Origin of the sequence: Kitasatospora sp. NPDC087315, assembly GCF_044744345.1 — a bacterium.
Lineage (GTDB): Bacteria > Actinomycetota > Actinomycetes > Streptomycetales > Streptomycetaceae > Kitasatospora.
Genome location: NZ_JBIUYD010000014.1, coordinates 98,174 through 116,285 on the forward strand (window position 1 = coordinate 98,174; position 18,112 = coordinate 116,285).

15 protein-coding genes and 1 pseudogene are annotated in these 18,112 nt (G+C 74.1%); 14 read left to right on the forward strand and 2 right to left on the reverse strand.

The genetic code is table 11. The features are described 5' to 3' along the window. The first annotated feature begins 45 nt into the window (after positions 1-45). From ACIO5D_RS21205 to ACIO5D_RS21255, 11 genes and pseudogenes are all read left to right on the forward strand, one after another. Positions 46-807 carry a polyprenol monophosphomannose synthase gene (locus ACIO5D_RS21205; protein WP_363613775.1) on the forward strand — a complete coding sequence of 254 codons (762 nt, stop codon included), beginning with the start codon at positions 46-48 and terminating at the stop codon, positions 805-807. A gap of 139 nt (positions 808-946) precedes the next feature. Beyond that, positions 947-1,912 (forward strand): MBL fold metallo-hydrolase, encoded by a 966-nt coding sequence (locus ACIO5D_RS21210; RefSeq protein WP_363613773.1) that lies wholly within the window; start codon positions 947-949, stop codon positions 1,910-1,912. A gap of 17 nt (positions 1,913-1,929) precedes the next feature. Next, positions 1,930-2,868 (forward strand): annotated as a pseudogene (locus tag ACIO5D_RS21215) (NTP transferase domain-containing protein). Beyond that, entirely contained in the window at positions 2,865-4,091 is a 1,227-nt protein-coding gene (locus ACIO5D_RS21220) for a molybdopterin molybdotransferase MoeA (RefSeq protein ID WP_400761073.1), read from the forward strand. The pseudogene ACIO5D_RS21215 and the gene ACIO5D_RS21220 overlap by 4 nt, the downstream one beginning before the upstream one ends. Positions 4,092-4,108: 17 nt before the next feature. Next, complete coding sequence (locus ACIO5D_RS21225; protein ID WP_400660060.1) at positions 4,109-5,143, forward strand: potassium channel family protein; 1,035 nt, start codon at positions 4,109-4,111, stop codon at positions 5,141-5,143. A gap of 54 nt (positions 5,144-5,197) precedes the next feature. Further along, complete coding sequence (locus ACIO5D_RS21230; protein WP_363613771.1) at positions 5,198-5,761, forward strand: YbaK/EbsC family protein; 564 nt, start codon at positions 5,198-5,200, stop codon at positions 5,759-5,761. Between the two features lie 46 nt (positions 5,762-5,807). After that, positions 5,808-6,785, forward strand: a complete 978-nt coding sequence (locus ACIO5D_RS21235; protein ID WP_363613769.1) for an NAD(P)H-quinone oxidoreductase — start codon at positions 5,808-5,810, stop codon at positions 6,783-6,785. Between the two features lie 138 nt (positions 6,786-6,923). After that, positions 6,924-7,841 (forward strand): hypothetical protein, encoded by a 918-nt coding sequence (locus ACIO5D_RS21240; RefSeq protein WP_400796969.1) that lies wholly within the window; start codon positions 6,924-6,926, stop codon positions 7,839-7,841. A 194-nt stretch (positions 7,842-8,035) separates the two neighbouring features. Next, the gene (locus ACIO5D_RS21245; protein ID WP_363613765.1) at positions 8,036-8,641 is read left to right on the forward strand and encodes a bacterial proteasome activator family protein; all 606 of its coding nucleotides are present in this window, start codon (positions 8,036-8,038) and stop codon (positions 8,639-8,641) included. A 291-nt stretch (positions 8,642-8,932) separates the two neighbouring features. Next, positions 8,933-10,297, forward strand: a complete 1,365-nt coding sequence (locus ACIO5D_RS21250; protein WP_363613763.1) for a protein kinase domain-containing protein — start codon at positions 8,933-8,935, stop codon at positions 10,295-10,297. Between the two features lie 111 nt (positions 10,298-10,408). Beyond that, a complete protein-coding gene (locus ACIO5D_RS21255) occupies positions 10,409-12,184 on the forward strand; it encodes a protein kinase domain-containing protein (RefSeq protein ID WP_363613761.1) in 1,776 nt (591 codons plus the stop codon). Positions 12,185-12,293: 109 nt separating this feature from the next. On the opposite strand, the gene ACIO5D_RS21260 is transcribed toward ACIO5D_RS21255, so the two are convergent. Continuing rightward, positions 12,294-13,382, reverse strand: coding sequence for a phosphotransferase (locus tag ACIO5D_RS21260; protein ID WP_363613759.1), 1,089 nt, complete (start codon positions 13,380-13,382; stop codon positions 12,294-12,296). A 67-nt stretch (positions 13,383-13,449) separates the two neighbouring features. Further along, positions 13,450-14,109, reverse strand: coding sequence for a response regulator transcription factor (locus ACIO5D_RS21265; protein ID WP_363613757.1), 660 nt, complete (start codon positions 14,107-14,109; stop codon positions 13,450-13,452). Between the two features lie 428 nt (positions 14,110-14,537). On the opposite strand from ACIO5D_RS21265, the gene pdhA reads away from it, so the two are divergent. Genes pdhA through ACIO5D_RS21280 form a run of 3 tightly spaced genes read left to right on the forward strand, consistent with a single transcriptional unit; the run spans position 14,538 to position 18,105 of the window. Beyond that, positions 14,538-15,692 (forward strand): pyruvate dehydrogenase (acetyl-transferring) E1 component subunit alpha, encoded by a 1,155-nt coding sequence (gene pdhA / locus ACIO5D_RS21270; protein WP_400660053.1) that lies wholly within the window; start codon positions 14,538-14,540, stop codon positions 15,690-15,692. Then, positions 15,692-16,666: an alpha-ketoacid dehydrogenase subunit beta gene (locus tag ACIO5D_RS21275; RefSeq protein WP_400660056.1), complete on the forward strand. Its 975-nt coding sequence runs from the start codon at positions 15,692-15,694 to the stop codon at positions 16,664-16,666. Before pdhA ends, ACIO5D_RS21275 begins: the two co-directional genes overlap by 1 nt. 14 nt (positions 16,667-16,680) lie before the next feature. Next, complete coding sequence (locus ACIO5D_RS21280) at positions 16,681-18,105, forward strand: dihydrolipoamide acetyltransferase family protein (protein WP_400796973.1); 1,425 nt, start codon at positions 16,681-16,683, stop codon at positions 18,103-18,105. The last annotated feature ends 7 nt before the right edge of the window (positions 18,106-18,112 follow it).

The window sequence follows — 18,112 nt, forward strand, 5'->3', positions numbered from 1 at the left end:
CGGGCAACGGTGACTGGTCCCCGCCACCGGCCGAGAGGTTTGTACGTGACCGTGAACCAGCAGAGTTTTGCTGATCTCGGCAGGGTGCTGGTGATCATTCCGACGTTCAACGAGGCGGAGAACGTCGAGCGGATCGTCGGACGGGTCCGGGCCTCCGTGCCCGAGGCACATGTCCTGGTGGCCGACGACAACAGCCCGGACGGCACCGGGGAGCTGGCCGACAAGCTGGCCGCCGACGACCCGCACGTGCACGTCCTGCACCGCAAGGGCAAGGAAGGCCTGGGCGCCGCCTACCTGGCGGGCTTCCGCTGGGGCATCGACCAGGGCTACGACGTCCTGGTCGAGATGGACGCGGACGGCTCGCACCAGCCCGAGGAGCTGGACCGGCTGCTGGGCGCGCTGCGCGGCGCCGACCTGGTGCTGGGCTCGCGCTGGGTGCCGGGCGGCCGGGTGGTGAACTGGCCGAAGTCACGGCTGCTGCTCTCGCGCGGCGGCTCGACCTACTCGCGGCTGATGCTGGGGGTGCCGATCCGGGACGTCACCGGCGGCTACCGGGCGTTCCGCAAGGAGACGCTGCTCGGTCTGGGGATGGACGAGGTCGCCTCGGCCGGGTACTGCTTCCAGGTCGACCTGGCCTGGCGGACGGTGAAGGCCGGCTTCAAGGTGGCTGAGGTCCCGATCACCTTCGTCGAGCGCGAGCTGGGCGCCTCCAAGATGAGCCGCGGCATCGTGATCGAGGCACTCTGGCGCGTCACCTCCTGGGGTGTCGCCGACCGGATGGCCCGGCTGACCGCCGGCCGGCGCTGAGCACCGGCAGGGGCTGACCGCTCCGTACGAGCAGTCGGGAAGGCGCCCCCCGCCGGGCGCGCCTTCCGCGCATTCGGCGGGTCGTACTCCCATGCTGTAGGGCGCAGGGAATCCGACCGCCGACCAGAGGGAGCAGCCAGTGACGTCGTCCCCGCCCGAGGAGAGCGCCGGCGCGGAGCGTGCGGACGCGGAGGCTGCCGAGGCCGCGGGCGCCGTGCCGGCCCCGCCCGTCCGGCCCCTGGAGACCGCCGTCTTCACCGGCCCCGAGTCGGCCTTCTTCGCCACCTCCACACTGATCCTCGGTGAGCGCACGGCGATCCTGGTGGACGCCCAGCTGACCCGCAGCGCGGGCCGGGAGCTCGCCGAGTGGGTGGCCGGCAAGGGCCGCCGGCTGCTCGCCATCGTGATCACCCACCAGCACCCCGACCACTACTTCGGCGCCGAGGAGGTGCTGCGGCTCTTCCCCGAGGCGCAGCTGCTGGCCGCGCCGCCGGTGGTGGACGGCATCCTGCGCACCGCCGCCGCCAAGGTCGCCCAGTGGAAGCCGGTGTACGGCGACGACATCCCCGACCATCCGCTGGTGCCCGCCCCGCTGCTGCCCCAGCCGCTGATGATCGACCGCCAGGTGATCCCGGTGCTGCTGCTCGGCCAGGGCGACTGCGGCGCCTCCACGGTGGTCCACGTCCCCAGCATCCGGACGGTCATCGCCGGGGACTTCGTCTACAACGGCACCCATGTCTGGACCGCCGACACCACTCCCGGGCAGCGGACCGCGTGGGCGGGCAACCTCGGGCGGATCGCCGGACTCGGCGCGGAGCGGGTGATCGCCGGCCACCGGGCGCCCGAACAGGGCGACGAGGCGGCCCGGGTGCTCGCCTTCACCGGTGAGTACCTGCAGGACTTCGACCGGCTGCTGGCCGAGCACCCGGACGACCCGGAGGCGCTGGTCGGCGCGATGAGCGAGCGGTACGGGGAGCTGACCCTGCCAGCCATCCTGGAGCTGAGCGCCGCCGCCAACACGGCCCGGGCGGGCGCCCCGGCGGACCCGGCGGGGGAGGAGCCGGCGGCGGACGCCCCGGGGGGAGCGGAAGAGCCGGCCGACTAGGGCGGGATACTGACGGCATGACGCCGTACGACGCGATCGTCCCGGCCGGCGGGGCCGCCCGGCGCCTCGGCGGTGCCGACAAACCGGGCCTGACCGTCGGTGCGGCCACCCTGCTCGACCGGGTGCTCGCCGCCTGCGCGGACGCCCGTACCACCGTGGTGGTCGGCCCCGCACGCTCCACCGCCCGCACCGGGGTGCGCTGGACCCGTGAGCAGCCGCCCGGTGGCGGCCCGGTCGCGGCCGTCGCGGCCGGCCTCGCCGAGACCACGGCCGAGGTGGTGCTGCTGCTCGCCGCCGACCTGCCGTTCCTCGACGGGCGGACCGTGCACCGCCTGGTCACCGCCCTCACCGGGGCCGGACCGGACACCGGGGCGGCCGTCCTGGTGGACCGGGTCGGCCGCGACCAGCCGCTCGCCGCCGCCTACCGCGCGGCCGCCCTGCGCACCGCGCTGGCCGCCGTCGGCGACCCCGCCGGACTGCCGCTGCGCCGGCTGACCGGCGGGCTGCGCACCCTGCGGCTGGCGGATCCGGACGGCGTCACCGAGGACTGCGACACCTGGGAGGACCTGGAACGGGCCCGTCGGCGGGAGGTCGGCCCGGTTCAGGGCGGAACGACGGCGTGAGCGAAACGACGCGCGTCGCCCACCGGGCAAACATCCCGGGGAAACCCGAGATCAGGCAGCATGGGGCCCATGGAGCGCACGCTGGATGACTGGATCGCCGAGGTCCGGGCCGACCTGGGCATCGACCTGGACGTTGACGTCCCCGGACTGCTCGACCTCGCCCGGGTGGTCGCGCACGGGGTGGCCCGGCCGGCCGCACCGCTGACCGCCTTCCTGGTCGGCTACGCGGCCGCGCAGCAGGGCGGCGGCCCGGAGGCCGTCGCCGAGGCCGCCCGGCGGACCGCGGCGCTCGCCGGGCGCTGGACGGCACCGGACGAGTCGGGACAGCCGTGAACACCGTCGAGGAGACCATCGTGGCCGGCACGCCCTCCGGCACCGGCTCGCCCGCCGGGCCGGGCATCCTGACGTGGCCGCAGGCCCGTGAGCGCGCCCGCCGGGCCGGGCGGTGTCCGCTGCCGCCGCTCAGCCTCGGGCTCGGGCGGGCGCTCGGCCACACCCTCGCCGAACCGCTCACCGCGCTCACCGACCTGCCGGCCTTCGACACCTCCGCGATGGACGGCTGGGCCGTCGCCGGGCCGGGTCCGTGGCGGGTCGCCGGCCGGCTGCTGGCCGGGCAGGCGGCCGTGCTGCCGCTGGCCGACGGCGCCGCCGTCGAGATCGCCACCGGCGCCCAGCTTCCGCCCGGTGCGACGGCGGTGCTCCGCCGTGAGCACGGTGAGCGGAACGGGGTGCTGCTGCACGACCGCACCCCGGGATCGCTGACGACCGGCCAGGACGTCCGTCCGCGCGGCCAGGAGTGCCACCGGGGCGAGGAGTTGCTCGCCGCCGGCACCCCGGTCGGCCCGGCCGTCCTGGGCCTGGCCGCCGCCTGTGGTCACGACCGGCTGGCCGTCCGCAGTCGTCCGGTGGTCGAACTGCTCGTTCTGGGAGACGAGTTGCTGGACTCCGGACCACCGCTGCCCGGCCGGGTCCGGGACGCGCTCGGCCCGCTGTTGCCGCCCTGGCTGCGGGCGGCCGGGGCCGAGACGGGTGAACCCCGCGCCGTCCGGGACGACTTCGGTCTGCTCCGGGACGCCGTCAGGCACTCCACCGCCGATGTGGTGGTCACCACCGGCGGGACCGCCGCCGGTCCGGTCGACTTCCTGCACCAGGCCCTCGCCGCGGCCGGTGCCCGGCTGCTGGTGGACGGCGTCGCCGTCCGCCCCGGGCACCCGATGCTGCTCGCCGAACTCCCCGGCGGCCGCCACCTGGTGGGACTGCCCGGCAACCCGCTGGCCGCGGTGGCCGGCGTCGTCACGCTCGCCCTGCCACTGCTGTACGCCCGCAGCGGCCGGGTCGCGGGCGAACCGGCCGTCACACCCGCCGCCGTCGATCTGGCCGGTCACCCGGTGGACACCCGGCTGCTGCCGGTCCGCCGCACCGTGAGCGGCGCCGTCCCGCTGTCTTTCGACGGGCCCGCGATGCTGCGCGGCCTGGCCCGCGCCGAGGCGCTCGCCGTGGTGCCGCCCGGCGGGGTGGCGGCCGGCACCGCCGTCGAACTCCTGGAGGTCCCGTGAGCACCCGCCGCGGCCGTCTGTCCCGGCTGGGCGCGCCCGCCCCCGGTACCGAGCCCTGGGCGGACGCCGGTGTCGTCCTGCCCGCCCGGCGGTCCGAGCCCGCGGTCCGGCAGGTCGGCTCGCGACTGCTGCTGGCGCTCGCCGTGCTGGTGGTCACCACCGTGATCGTCTGGCTGGACCGGGACGGCTACAACGACAACGCCGGTGGCGGGCTGAGCTTCCTGGACTCCGCGTACTACGCCACCGTGACGCTTTCCACCACCGGGTACGGCGACATCACGCCGTTCAGCGACAGCGCCCGGCTCACCAACATCTTCGTGATCACCCCGCTGCGCGTGCTCTTCCTGATCATCCTGGTCGGCACCACGCTCGAGGTGCTCACCGAACGCACCCGCCAGCAGTGGCGGTTGAACCGCTGGAGGTCCACCGTGCGGGAGCACACCGTCGTGATCGGGTACGGCACCAAGGGCCGCAGTGCGGTCGACACCCTGATCGGCCAGGGGGTGTCCAAGGACGAGATCGTGGTCGTCGACCCGCAGCGCAAGGTGATCGACCAGGCCGCCCGGAACGGTCTGGTGGGCGTGGTGGGTGATGCCACCCGCACCGACACCCTGCTGCGCGCCGGACTGCCCACCGCCGCCCGGGTGGTGGTGGCCCCGGAGCGGGACGACACCGCCGTTCTGGTCACTCTGACGGCGCGTCAGCTCAACAAGGGGGCCACCGTGGTGGCGGCCGTGCGGGAGGACGAGAACGCGCCGCTGCTGCGGCAGAGCGGCGCCGACGTGGTGGTGACCAGCTCCAGTTCGGCGGGCCGGCTGCTCGGGATGTCGATGGTCAGCCCGCACGCGGGCGCGGTGATGGAGGACCTGCTCACCTACGGCAACGGCCTGGACGTGATCGAGCGCCCCGTCACCCGGGCCGAGGCCGGGCACGGCCCGCGCGACTGCGCGGACCTGGTGGTCGCGGTGGTCCGCGGTCGGCGGGTGATCAACTACACCGAGCCGGAGGCCGCCGTGCTCCAGCTCACCGACCGGCTGATCGTCATCAAGTGAGCACCGCCGGCGGGCGGATCCGGCCGGTCCGGGCGCTTCGCTACAGTCCGTGCCATGAGTGAACAACCACGAGCACCCTTCGGCACGTTCGAGTCGGTCGCCCCGGCGCTGGAGGCCGGTGGCCTCCTCGCCGGGCCGGTGGCCGCCGCCCTCGCGGACTGGGACGCCCGGGAGGCGGCCCGGGCCGTGCTGTATGTGGACACCGACCCGGAGAAGGCCGACACCGCGGTCTTCTGCGAGGCCTACGACGCACCGCTGGAGGCCTCCGCCAACTGCGTGGTGGTCGCCGCCAAGCGCGGCGGGGAGACCGCGCTCGCCGCCTGTCTGGCGCTCGCGCACACCCGGGTGGACGTCAACAAGGCCGTCCGCAGGCACCTGGCCGCGCGCAAGGCCTCGTTCGCGCCGATGGACGCGGCGGTTGCGGAGACCGGCATGGAGTACGGCGGCATCACCCCGGTCGGGCTGCCCGCCGGCTGGCCGCTGCTGATCGACGCGGCGGTCGCCGAGGCGCCCTACGTCCTGGTGGGCAGCGGGCGGCGGCGCGGCAAGCTGATCCTGCCCGGTTGGGCGCTGGCCCGACTTCCGGGCGCCGAGGTGCTGCAGGGCCTGGCCGGCTGAGCGGGGCGCACCCCCGACCGGGGCCGGTACGCAGTAGCTTCGGGGCATGTATGCGATGACGATTCCCGAACCCGGCGGGCCCGAGGCGCTGGTCTGGGCCGAGGTGCCTGATCCGGTGCCCGGCGAGGGCGAGGTCCTGGTCGAGGTGGCGGCGACCGCGGTCAACCGGGCCGACTTGCTCCAGCGGCAGGGCTTCTACGATCCGCCGCCCGGCAGTTCGCCCTATCCCGGGCTGGAGTGCTCGGGGCGGATCGTCGCCCTCGGGCCCGGCGTGGCCGGCTGGGCGGTCGGCGACGAGGTCTGCGCACTGCTGGCCGGCGGCGGCTACGCGCAGCGGGTCGCGGTGCCGTCCGGGCAGCTGCTGCCGGTGCCGAAGGGGCTGAGCCCGGAACAGGCCGCCGCGCTGCCGGAGGTCGCCGCGACGGTCTGGTCCAACATCTTCCTGGTCGCCCATCTGCGGCCGGGCGAGACGGTGTTGCTGCACGGCGGGGCCAGCGGCATCGGGACGCTGGCGATCCAGCTGGCCAAGGCGGTCGGCGCCCGGGTGGCGGTGACGGCGGGCAGCGCCGCGAAGCTGGCCCGGTGCACCGAGCTGGGCGCCGACATCGCGATCGACTACCGCGAGCAGGACTTCGTCGAGGTGCTCCGGGAGGCCACCGGCGGCGCCGGGGCGGACGTGATCCTGGACATCATGGGCGCCAGGTACCTCCAGCGGAACGTGGACGCGCTGGCGGTCAACGGCCGGCTGGTGATCATCGGGCTGCAGGGCGGTGTGCAGGGCGAGATCAACCTCAACACCCTGCTGCGCAAGCGCGGCGCGGTGATCGCCACCAACCTGCGCGGCCGGCCGCTGGCGGAGAAGGCGGCGATCGTGGCGGCGGTGCGCGAGCACGTCTGGCCGCTGGTCGAGGCCGGGGTGGTGAAGCCGGTGATCGACCGGGTGCTGCCCCTGGCCGAGGCCGCCGCCGGGCACCGGGTGCTGGAGAACGGCGAGCAGGTCGGCAAGGTGGTCCTGCGGGCCTGAGCGGGGCCGGCGACGGTGCGGCGGTTGGTGTACGGCTGTTCGAAATGCCTGGATGGTCGGATTGTGTGAGGCTGGTGCGGAGCTGTCCCGCCGCCGACCCCGCCTGTGCGCGGTCGGCCGTCGGAAGGACCTCCGACCGTGGCCGCATCTTCGAACGCGTTTCTCGGGCCGCTGCCCGCCACACCGTCCCACGGCTACTCCCTCTCCTCTGCCGGCCGGCGCCCGCGCCGTCGCGGCGCCCTCCGCGGGCAGCGACTGCTGGCGGCGGTGGTGCTCGGGCTGGCCCTGCCGCTGGCCGTCGTGCCGCTCGCCGCGGCCGCTGCCTGGCCGCACCCGGTCGGACCCCGGGGGGCGGCCACCAGCGCCGGTCCCGAGGCCCGGGCCGGGGGGACACCGCCGTCGTCGCCACGTTTTTCGATGTCGCGTTCCCCCGCGTCGCATTCCCCGGCGGCCGCGACGCCCGCGAGCGCGGAACCGGACCCCGGCCCCGCCGAGCGGCAGAGCGCCACGTCCTCTCCGGCGGCCGTACCCCCGCAGCACGGGACGGGGCGCCCCCGGCCGGCCGGGGGCAGGTTCTGGGCCGACCGGGACGCGGCCGGGCACCGGCACCGGCCCGCCTCGGCGCCCGAGCGTGCCGAGGCCGCCGCCGAGCAGGCCCCCGACTCCGCTCCGGATGCCGTTCCCGGGTCCGCCCCGGGCTCCGTTCCCGGCCGGACCTCGGAACAGGCCCCGGAACAGGCCCTGGAACAGGCTGCGGAACAGGCTCCGGAGCAGCCCGCCGGGCAGCCGGGGGCGCAGGTGCCGGACCGGTCCGCCGAGACCGCTCCGCCGGCCTCGGACGCGGACCCCGGCACGCCGGACGCCCCGGCCCCGGCCGACGGCGCCACCGCGCTCGACAGCGCGACGGTGGCCGCCGGACAGCCCGTCGCGGTCGGCCCGGCCGCCGTACCCGCCCACTGGGGCGACGCCTCCACGCTCCAGCTGCCGCTGGGCGCCGGCCTCGGCCTGATCGGCTGCGGCCTGGGCCTGATAGGCCTGCGGCTGCGCAAGGGCTGAACCCCGCGCGGGCCGGCGGGCCGGGCGGCTCCGCGGGCGCCGTTCCCGCCGGCCCGCCTCGCCGACTGAGTACGCGTACGGATACCGGCCCGCCGCGTACGGGCGTACCGTCGTGCCCGGCGGGCCGGAGCGGCCGGTGGTGGTGCGGCCGGGGGCTTCCGCCCGACCAACCCCAGTGAGAGAGAATGTTGTTCATGACGAATCCGATGAACGAGCGCTCGTCGCACGAGCTGTACCAGTCCGCGGGCGGGCAGTCGCAGGACGGCCAGAAGGTGCTGATCGTCGGACCGGACGGGCTGCCGGTGGGCCAGGGGTTCACCGCCTCGACCGGGGACGACGGCGACGGACCGCGCGAACTCCCGGTGACCGAGATGGTGGAGCAGCCCGCCAAGGTCATGCGGATCGGCAGCATGATCAAGCAGCTGCTGGAGGAGGTCAGGGCGGCTCCCCTCGATGAGGCCAGCCGCGCCCGGCTGAAGGACATCCACGCCAGCTCCATCAAGGAGCTGGAGCTCGGTCTGGCCCCCGAGCTGGTCGCCGAGCTGGAGCGGCTGTCGCTCCCGTTCACCGAGGACAGCATCCCGACCGAGGCCGAGCTGCGGATCGCGCAGGCCCAGCTGGTGGGCTGGCTGGAGGGGCTGTTCCACGGCATCCAGACCGCGCTGTTCGCCCAGCAGATGGCGGCGCGGGCGCAGCTGGAGCAGATGCGGCGGGCGCTGCCGCCCGGCCTGCACGGCGGTGATCTGGAGGACGACGAGCCCGGCGAGGGCCGCGGCATCCGCTCCGGCCCGTACCTGTAGGCCGGCCGCCGCACGTCGGCCGGGGCGCCCGGTGCCGGACGTACCGGCACGACGCGGCACCGGGCGGACCGGTTCACGCACTACCGACGGGTAAGGGCTCGCGGCCCGGACGGAGGGTCGGCCCGGTGCCGATCACCGTCGTGGCGAGCCGATACCCTGGCCCCTGTCGCAGGCCCGGCGAACGCCGCGACGGGGGCCGGGCAGGCCAGCGGGCCGGGCCCGACCACGCACGGACGAGACCGAACGTCACGGTCGCGGCGGCACGGCCGCACCGAGGGGGAGCAGAGGACCATGAGCGAGCACGGCAACGCGGCGGTCGAGGGCTTCTCCCTGGGCAACGGCAGGTACGTGCTGCAGCGGCTGCTGGGCGAGGGCGGCATGGCCTCCGTGCACCTCGCGTACGACAACGTGCTGGGCCGGCAGGTCGCGCTGAAGAGCATGCACGCCGAGCTGGGCCACGAGGCGTCGTTCAAGGAGCGCTTCCGCCGCGAGGCGCAGGCGGTGGCCCGGCTGGAGCACGAGAACATCGTCCGGGTCTACGACAGCGGCGAGGACGTCGGCCCGGACGGCTCGACCACGCCGTTCATCGTGATGCAGCTGGTCGACGGCAAGGGCCTGCGCGATGTGATCAACGAGTCGGTCGCGCAGTACGGTGCGATGCCCACCGAGGACGCGCTGAAGGCCGTCGTCGGCGTGCTGAACGCGCTGGAGGCCTCGCACGACCAGGGCCTGGTGCACCGTGACATCAAGCCGGGCAACGTCATGTTCGACCGCAAGGGCGTCGTCAAGGTGATGGACTTCGGCATCGCCCGGGCGCTGGAGTCCGGTGTGACGTCGATGACCCAGACCGGCATGGTGGTCGGCACCCCGCAGTACCTCTCGCCCGAGCAGGCCCTCGGCAAGCCGGTGGACGCCCGCTCCGACCTCTACTCGGTCGGCGTGATGTTCTTCGAGATGCTCACCGGCCAGCTGGTCTTCGACGGCGACTCGGCCTTCTCGATCGCCTACAAGCACGTGCAGGAGGAGCCGCCGGCGCCGTCCTCCCTCAACCGCTCGGTCGGCCCGGCGGTGGACGCGTTCGTCGCGACGGCGCTGCGCAAGGACCCGGCGCACCGCTTCCCGAGCGCGGCGGCGATGCGCGACGAGGCCGAGCGGCTGATCGCGGCCGAGAAGGGCGGCGGCGGCCACCAGCTGGCCGCGAGCACGCCGCTGGTGATCACCGACGGTCCGCGCTCGGCGCACGCCGCGCCGCAGGCCCCGCAGACGCCGCAGCCGTTCCAGCAGCAGTACCGGACCCCGCCGCCCGCGTTCCAGACCCCGCAGCCGCAGGCCCCGCAGACCCCGCAGCCGTTCCCGCAGCAGTACCGGACGCCGCCGCCGGCCTTCCAGACGCCGCCGCCCGCGTTCCAGACCCCGCAGCCGATGCCGGCGCCGCCGTTCCAGCCGGCCCCGGCGTCCGGCGGCAACGGCTGCTCCACGGCCCTGGTGATCATCGGCATCATCGTCGGTGTGATCGTGCTCGCGGTCATCATCATCGCCATCGTGGTGAACCGGGCGGAGAAGGACGCCGGTTCCGGCACGGGCACGCGCGGTGCCGAGCGGACCGCGGCCGTGTTGCGCCTGGACGGTCCGGCCGACCGGAATGGCCTGCTCTGACGCGGTCCGCCGGGATCGGGTGTGCTACAGGGGCAGGCCGAAGGCGGTAGCGTTCGGGGACACGAAGCGACAGGGCACCGCGATCCGAGCGAAGGCCCGGGGCGAGGAGCGATGGCACAGACGCAGCATCCGGACGACGACGACGGCGCCTGGACGACCGGCGAGACCGGCGGGGCCCCGAAGGTGTCCGAACCCGGTAGCGACGCCGCCACCACCGCGCTCCCCCCGGTCGGCGGCGGCCCGCACACGCCCGGCCGGGGCAGCGCGGCCCCGCTCGGCACGGTGGGTGAGGGCCGCTACCGGCTGACCCACCGGCTCGGCCGCGGTGGCATGGCCGAGGTGTTCGCCGCCCAGGACGTCCGGCTCGGCCGGACCGTCGCGGTCAAGCTGCTCCGCCCCGAGCTCGCCCAGGACGACATCGCCCGGCTGCGCTTCACCCGCGAGGCGCACGCCGTCGCGGCGCTCAACCACCACTCGATCGTCGCGGTCTACGACACCGGCGAGGAGCACGTCGGCGAGGAGTCGACGCCGTACATCGTGATGGAGCTGGTCGAGGGCCGGACCGTCCGCGAGCTGCTGGTGGACGAGGAGGCGCCGCCGGTCGACCAGGCGCTGATCATCATCGCGGGGGTGCTGGAGGCGCTCGCCTACAGCCACCGGCACGGCATCGTGCACCGCGACATCAAGCCCGCCAACGTGATCATCACGACCACCGGCGCGGTCAAGGTGATGGACTTCGGCATCGCCCGGGCGCTGACCGGCGCCGCCAGCACCATGACCCAGACCGGCATGGTCATGGGCACCCCGCAGTACCTCTCGCCCGAGCAGGCCCTCGGCAAGCCGGTCGACCACCGCTCCGACCTGTACGCGGCCGGCTGCATGCTCTACGAGCTGCTGACGCTCCGCCCGCCGTTCACCGGCGACACCCCGCTCTCGGTGGTCTACCAGCATGTCCAGGACCCGCCGATGCCGCCGTCCCAGGCCAACCCCCGGGTATCGGTGGCGCTCGACCCGATGGTGCTGCGCTCGCTCGCCAAGAACCCGGACGACCGGTTCCAGGACGCCGACGAGTTCCGCGCCCACGTCCAGCACACCCTGCGCGAGATGCACGGGGCCGGTGCCCCCTGGGCGGCCGGCGCCGCGGCCGCCGGGCTGGCGGCCGCCGGCCAGGGCCACAGCGGGGCCACCCCCATGGTCGGCGCGGACGGCGAGACGGCCGTCACGGCGCCGTACGGCGCGGCCGCTCCCGGTGAGCCGACGGCGGTGCTGCCGTACCAGCAGGCCGGCGGCCCGCAGACCCCGGCGTCGCCCTATCCGGCGGTCGGCGGTTCCTACGGCGGTTCCTACGGTGGTGACGGTTCGGGCGGGGACGACGACGGGCACGGCCACGGCCGGCGGCGCGGGCCGTGGGGCTGGGTGGCCGGCGCCGCGGCGGTGGTCGTCGCGGCCAGTGTCGGCATCGCGTTCGCGCTCAGCGGCGGCGGCAACGGCGGCACCGGGGACCGGGACGGGCACCTTCCCACGCCCGCCCCGGCGGTCAGTTCGTCGGAAGCCGTGACCCCCACGCCGGGCACCAACCCGAGCGCGGCCCCGTCCGCCCAGAACACCAAGCGCCCGCAGCAGCCGACCGACAACAACAACAGCGGCGGCGGCAACATGAGCCAGGCGCCCAGCATGCCGTCGGGCAAGCACACGCCGACCCCGACGCCCACGCCCACCACCACCAAGTCGGCGACGTCCACCCCGTCGCCGAGCACCACGCCCAGCTCGACCGGTACGCCGACCAGTGGTGGCGGCCCTTCGCCGTCCACGCAGCCGTCCCAGACCTCGGGCGGCAAGCCGACGGCGCCGGCCACCGGGGGGGCCTCGGCGCCGCCGAGCCCCTGACCCCGGTCTCCCCGGTTTCCCCGGTCTCCCCGGTCTCCCCGGGGGCGGGCCCGGACCTTCCGGACCCGCCCCCGGGGCTTCCTGGCTGTCCGGGCCCCGGCCGTCCGGGTCAGTTGGCGAAGGCGTCCAGGACCTGCTCGTACTCCTGGCACCACCACGCCAGCTGGCCCGCCGAGGCGGGGTAGAGCGGGTCGGCCCGGTGGTCGGCCCGCTGGTAGCGCCACTGGAGCATCCAGAAGTCGTTCAGCCGCTCCCACCAGACCCGGTGCACCGCCGCCGCCAGGTGCTCGGCGGTGGCCGCCCCGGTGGCCCGGTAGGCCTGTGAGTAGTGCCGGACCCGGACGAGGTCGAGCACCCCGGAGGTCCGGTCGTTGAAGAGCAGGGTGGCCGCGCGGACGGCCTCCTCGGCGCGCGGCTGGGGGCCGAGCTTGTCCCAGTCCAGGACCGCCGAGATCCGGCCGTCCTTGTGCAGCAGATTGAGCCCGTGGAAGTCGCCGTGGGTCCAGCCGGTGGGCGGGGCGGCCTGGGGGGCGGGCCGGCGGTGGGCGTACTCGGCGAGCAGGTTCAGCCGTTCGGTGAGGCGCCGTTCGACCAGCGCGTCCAGCTCGCCGTACGGGTGGTGCTCACGGGCCCGCTGCCGCAGGTCAGCGGCGAGCCGGGCGCTGTCCAGCGGGTCGGCGCTGCGGTAGCCGGAGGGCTGGCTCAGGGGGGCGCACACATCGTCCAGTGCGCCGTGCACTCGGCCGAGGAGCGCGCCGAGTGCGGCGCACTGCGGGAGAGTGTGGTCGGTACCGTGCCGGTGTCGGCCATCGATCCAGGGGAAGAGCGCGAACAGCCGGCCGCCGAAGGCGGCCACCGTCCCGGACCGCTCGGCACAGGCCAGCGGGGGAGCGACCGGCAGCCCGAGGGCGTGCAGCGCGGCCATCGCGCGGTGGTGCGCGGTGATCGCCGGGCGGTTGGCGGTGGCGGCGTCGACGTAGCACTTCAGGAAGTACGTCCCGGCCTCGGTGGTGACCCGGTAGCCCCGGTTCAGCAGGCCCTCGGCGACGGGCTCGGCGGTCAGGAGCCGCCCCACCCGGTAGCGGTGCAGGACCTCGGCCAGGGCGGCGTGGGGGACGGGCGGGCTGAGGGTCCCTATGGGCGGTGCGGCGAGGTCGGGGCGGGCCGGGGCGCAGGCGAGGGTCTGGCTGAAAGTCACAGCCAGAGGTTAGGGCCCCCTTGCGGGGGCCCTTGACAAACCATCAGTGCTATGTATCCGAATCGGATCAGTGCTGCTGGTCCGCCTGGTGCCGGGCCACGAAGGCGGCGGCCTGGGTGCGCCGCTCCATGCCCATCTTGGCGAGCAGGCTGGAGACGTAGTTCTTCACCGTCTTCTCGGCCAGATGCAGCTCGTTGCCGATCTGGCGATTGGTCATCCCCTCGCCGATCAGATCGAGGATCCGGCGCTCCTGCTTGGTGAGCTGCGCCAGCCGCTCGTCCTCCTTCTCGCCGCCGTCGCGCAGGCGGGCCAGGACCCGGCTGGTGGCGACCGGGTCGAGCAGCGACTTCCCGGCCGCCACGTCCCGGACGGCGGCGATCAGGTCGGTGCCCCGGATCGCCTTCAGGACGTACCCGGAGGCGCCCGCCATGATCGAGTCGAACAGCGCCTCGTCGTCCGAGAACGACGTCAGCATCAGGCACTTGATCTCCGGCAGCCGGGAGCGGATCTCGCGGCAGACCTCGACCCCGTTGCCGTCCGGCAGCCGGACGTCGAGCACCGCGACATCGGGGTGGACCGCCGGGATCCGGGTCAGCGCCTCGGCCGCCGTGCCGGCCTCACCGACCACCTCGATGTCGTCCTCGACCGAGAGGAGATCGTGGACGCCCCGCCGGACCACCTCGTGGTCGTCGAGCAGGAATACCCTGATTTGTCCGTTGTCAGTCACGTGCAAAGCCTCCCATATCACCCTGTGAAAGACCTGCCGTCCAAACCGGCGCGGGATCGTTATCAGGCCAGAGCGGTCGAAATCGATGCCGGTAACCCCCTTACGTACAGGGCTCCGCCCGGATAACGTGCGCTGGTGTCCTGAAGGCGACCGAATTGAGAGCTGCGCCACATCCGTCCGTCCACCCCCACCAATCCGACGGCGAGCTGTGCGCGGCACCCTTGACAGCTGTGGAAGCCCAACAACTAGGACGTCCTAGCGCAAGCGCGCCAAGGGCTGTCGCTGGGTAACGTTCTCGTGAGGGACGCCGTCGGAACAGGAACACCACCTGCCTTGCAGCCGGTGCGCACACCCACGCGCGCCCCGCGAGGCGGTGACCGGACCGGTCACCGGCGACCCCGGGCGGCCGGACAGACCGAGGAGTGAACGTGACCGTCAAAAGCACGGCGAGGGCTCGCAAGAAGGCGGCCCCCGGCGTTCCTGACACCCTCCGCGCCACGGGCACGGACGGCCAGCCGGAGCTCGTACAGCTGCTCACCCCGGAGGGCGAGCGGATCGAGCACCCGGACTACCCGCTCACCACCACCCCGGAGGAGCTGCGCGCCCTCTACCGCGACCTGGTGCTGGTGCGCCGGTTCGACGCCGAGGCCACCGCGCTGCAGCGCCAGGGCGAGCTCGGCCTGTGGGCCTCGCTGCTCGGCCAGGAGGCCGCGCAGGTCGGCTCCGGCCGGGCCATGCGCACCGGCGACTACGCCTTCCCCACCTACCGCGAGCACGGCGTGGCCTGGTGCCGCGACGTCGACCCGCTGAACCTGCTCGGCATGTTCCGCGGCGTGAACCACGGCGGCTGGGACCCGAACGAGAAGAACTTCCACCTGTACACCATCGTGATCGGCGCGCAGGCCCTGCACGCCACCGGCTACGCGATGGGCATCACCAAGGACGGCACCGACGACGCGGTGATCGCGTACTTCGGCGACGGCGCCTCCAGCCAGGGCGACGTCAACGAGGCCTTCACCTTCGCCTCGGTCTACAACGCCCCGGTGGTGTTCTTCTGCCAGAACAACCAGTGGGCGATCTCCGAGCCCACCACCACCCAGACCAAGATCCCGCTGTACCGCCGCGCCTCCGGCTTCGGCTTCCCGGGCGTCCGGGTGGACGGCAACGACGTGCTGGCCTGCCTCGCCGTGACCCGCTGGGCGCTGGACCACGCGCGCAGCGGCAACGGCCCGGTGCTGATCGAGGCGTTCACCTACCGGATGGGCGCGCACACCACCTCCGACGACCCCACCCGCTACCGGCCCACCGAGGAGACCGAGGCCTGGAAGGCCAAGGACCCGATCACCCGGCTCCGGGCCCACCTGGACCGCGCGGGCCTGGCCGACGAGGAGTTCTTCGCCTCCGTCGAGGCGGAGAGCGAGCAGCTGGGGCTGCGGGTGCGCGAGGGTGTGCGCGGTATGCCGGACCCGGACCCGACCCTGATCTTCGACCACGTCTACGCCGAGCCGCATGCGCTGGTCGATGAGGAACGGGCCGAGTACGTGGCGTACGCGGCCTCCTTCGAGGCGGGGGAGAACCTCTGATGGCCGGTCAGCTCAGCATCGCCAAGGCGCTCAACGGGGCGCTGCGCAAGTCGCTGGAGGACGACCCGAAGACCCTCCTGATGGGCGAGGACATCGGCAAGCTCGGCGGCGTCTTCCGGATCACCGACGGTCTGCAGAAGGACTTCGGGGAGAGCCGGGTGATCGACACCCCGCTCGCCGAGTCCGGTATCGTCGGCACCGCGATCGGCCTGGCGCTGCGCGGCTACCGCCCGGTGGTGGAGATCCAGTTCGACGGCTTCGTCTACCCGGCCTTCGACCAGATCGTCTCCCAGCTGGCCAAGATGCACGCCCGGGCGCTCGGGCACGTGAAGCTCCCGGTCACCATCCGCATCCCGTACGCGGGCGGCATCGGCGCGGTCGAGCACCACAGCGAGTCGCACGAGGCGTACTTCGCGCACACCGCCGGCCTGCGCGTGGTCACCCCGTCCAGCGCGCACGACGCGCACTGGATGCTGCGCCAGGCCATCGCCTCGGACGACCCGGTGGTCTTCCTGGAGCCCAAGCGCCGGTACTGGGACAAGGGCGAGGTCGGCGCCGCCGCCGACCTGGCGCTGCACGACGCCCGGATCGTCCGTCCCGGTACCGATGCCACGCTGATCGCGTACGGGCCGATGGTCAAGGTCTGCCTGGAGGCCGCCGCGGCCGCCGAGGAGGACGGCCGCCGACTGGAGGTCGTCGACCTGCGCTCGCTCTCCCCGGTGGACTTCGCCGCCCTGGAGGAGTCGGTCAGGCGCACCGGGCGCGGCATCGTGGTGCACGAGGCGCCGGTCTTCCTGGGCATGGGCGCCGAGCTGGCCGCCCGGCTCACCGAGCGCTGCTTCTACCACCTGGAGGCGCCGATCCTGCGGGTCGGCGGCTACTACGCGCCGTATCCGCCGTCCCGGGTCGAGGAAGCCTTCCTGCCCGACCTGGACCGCGTGCTCGACGCCGTCGACCGCGCGCTCGCGTACTGAACCGGGGAGCGAAGATGACCACCGAAGTTCGCTCGCTCCGCGAGTTCAGAATGCCCGACGTCGGCGAGGGCCTCACCGAGGCCGAGATCCTCAGCTGGTACGTCAAGCCCGGCGACACCGTGACGGACGGCCAGGTCGTCTGCGAGGTGGAGACCGCCAAGGCCGCCGTGGAGCTGCCGATCCCCTTCAACGGGGTCGTCGAGCAGCTGTTCTTCCCGGAGGGCGCGACGGTCGATGTCGGCACCGTGATCATCTCGGTCGCGGTCGCCGGTGAGGCCGGGGCCGCCGCACCGGCCGTCGCCGCCGCACCCGCGGCCCCCGCGCCGGCACTGGCACCGGCACCGGCCGAGGCGGAGCCGGAGCGGCGTGAGGTGCTGGTCGGGTACGGCCCGCGGACCGGTGGCAGTCAGCGCCGGGCCCGCCGGACGACCACCACCACCGTGATCGCCCCGGCTCCTGTTCCGGTTCCCGCGGTCGTCGTGCCCGTGTCCGTGCCCGTGCCCGTTCCGGTGGTGCCGGAGCAGCCCTCCGGTGACCGGCCGCTGGCCAAGCCGCCGGTGCGCAAGCTCGCCAAGGACCTCGGCATCGACCTGCGCGCGGTCACCCCGACCGGTCCGGACGGTGTGATCACCCGCGAGGACGTGCACGCCCACGCGTCGGCCGCCGCCGCGGTGGCGGCAGCGGCCGAGGCGCCGGCCCCGGTGGCCGCCGCCGAGCCGGTGTCCGTGTCCGGCTCGGGCGACGTCCGGGTGCCGATCAAGGGCGTCCGCAAGGCGACCGCGCAGGCGATGGTGAGCTCGGCCTTCACCGCCCCGCACGTCACCGAGTTCGTCCAGGTCGATGTCACCCGCACGATGAGGTTCGTCCGGCGGCTCAAGGAGAGCGGCGAACTGGGCCGGGACATCCGGGTCAGCCCGCTGCTGCTGGTCGCCAAGGCGCTGCTGACCGCGATCAAGCGGCACCCCGAGATCAACGCCCAGTGGGACGAGGCCGCCCAGGAGATCGTGATCAAGGGCCAGGTGAACCTCGGCATCGCCGCGGCCACCCCGCGCGGCCTGATCGTCCCCAACATCAAGGACGCCGGTGCCAAGACCCTCTCGGGCCTGGCGGCGGCGCTCGGCGAGCTGATCGACACCGCCCGCCAGGGCAAGACCTCGCCGGCCGACATGCAGGGCGGCACGGTCACCATCACCAACGTCGGCGTCTTCGGCGTCGACACCGGTACCCCGATCCTCAACCCGGGGGAGGCGGCCATCCTCGCCTTCGGGGCGGTCCGGGAACTGCCGTGGGTGCACAAGGGCAAGGTGGTCCCGCGTCAGGTCACCACCCTGGCCCTCTCCTTCGACCACCGCCTGGTGGACGGGGAGCTCGGCTCCAGGGTGCTGGCCGACGTGGCCGCACTGCTGGAGCGCCCCAAGCGCCTGATCACCTGGGGCTAGAAGAAGC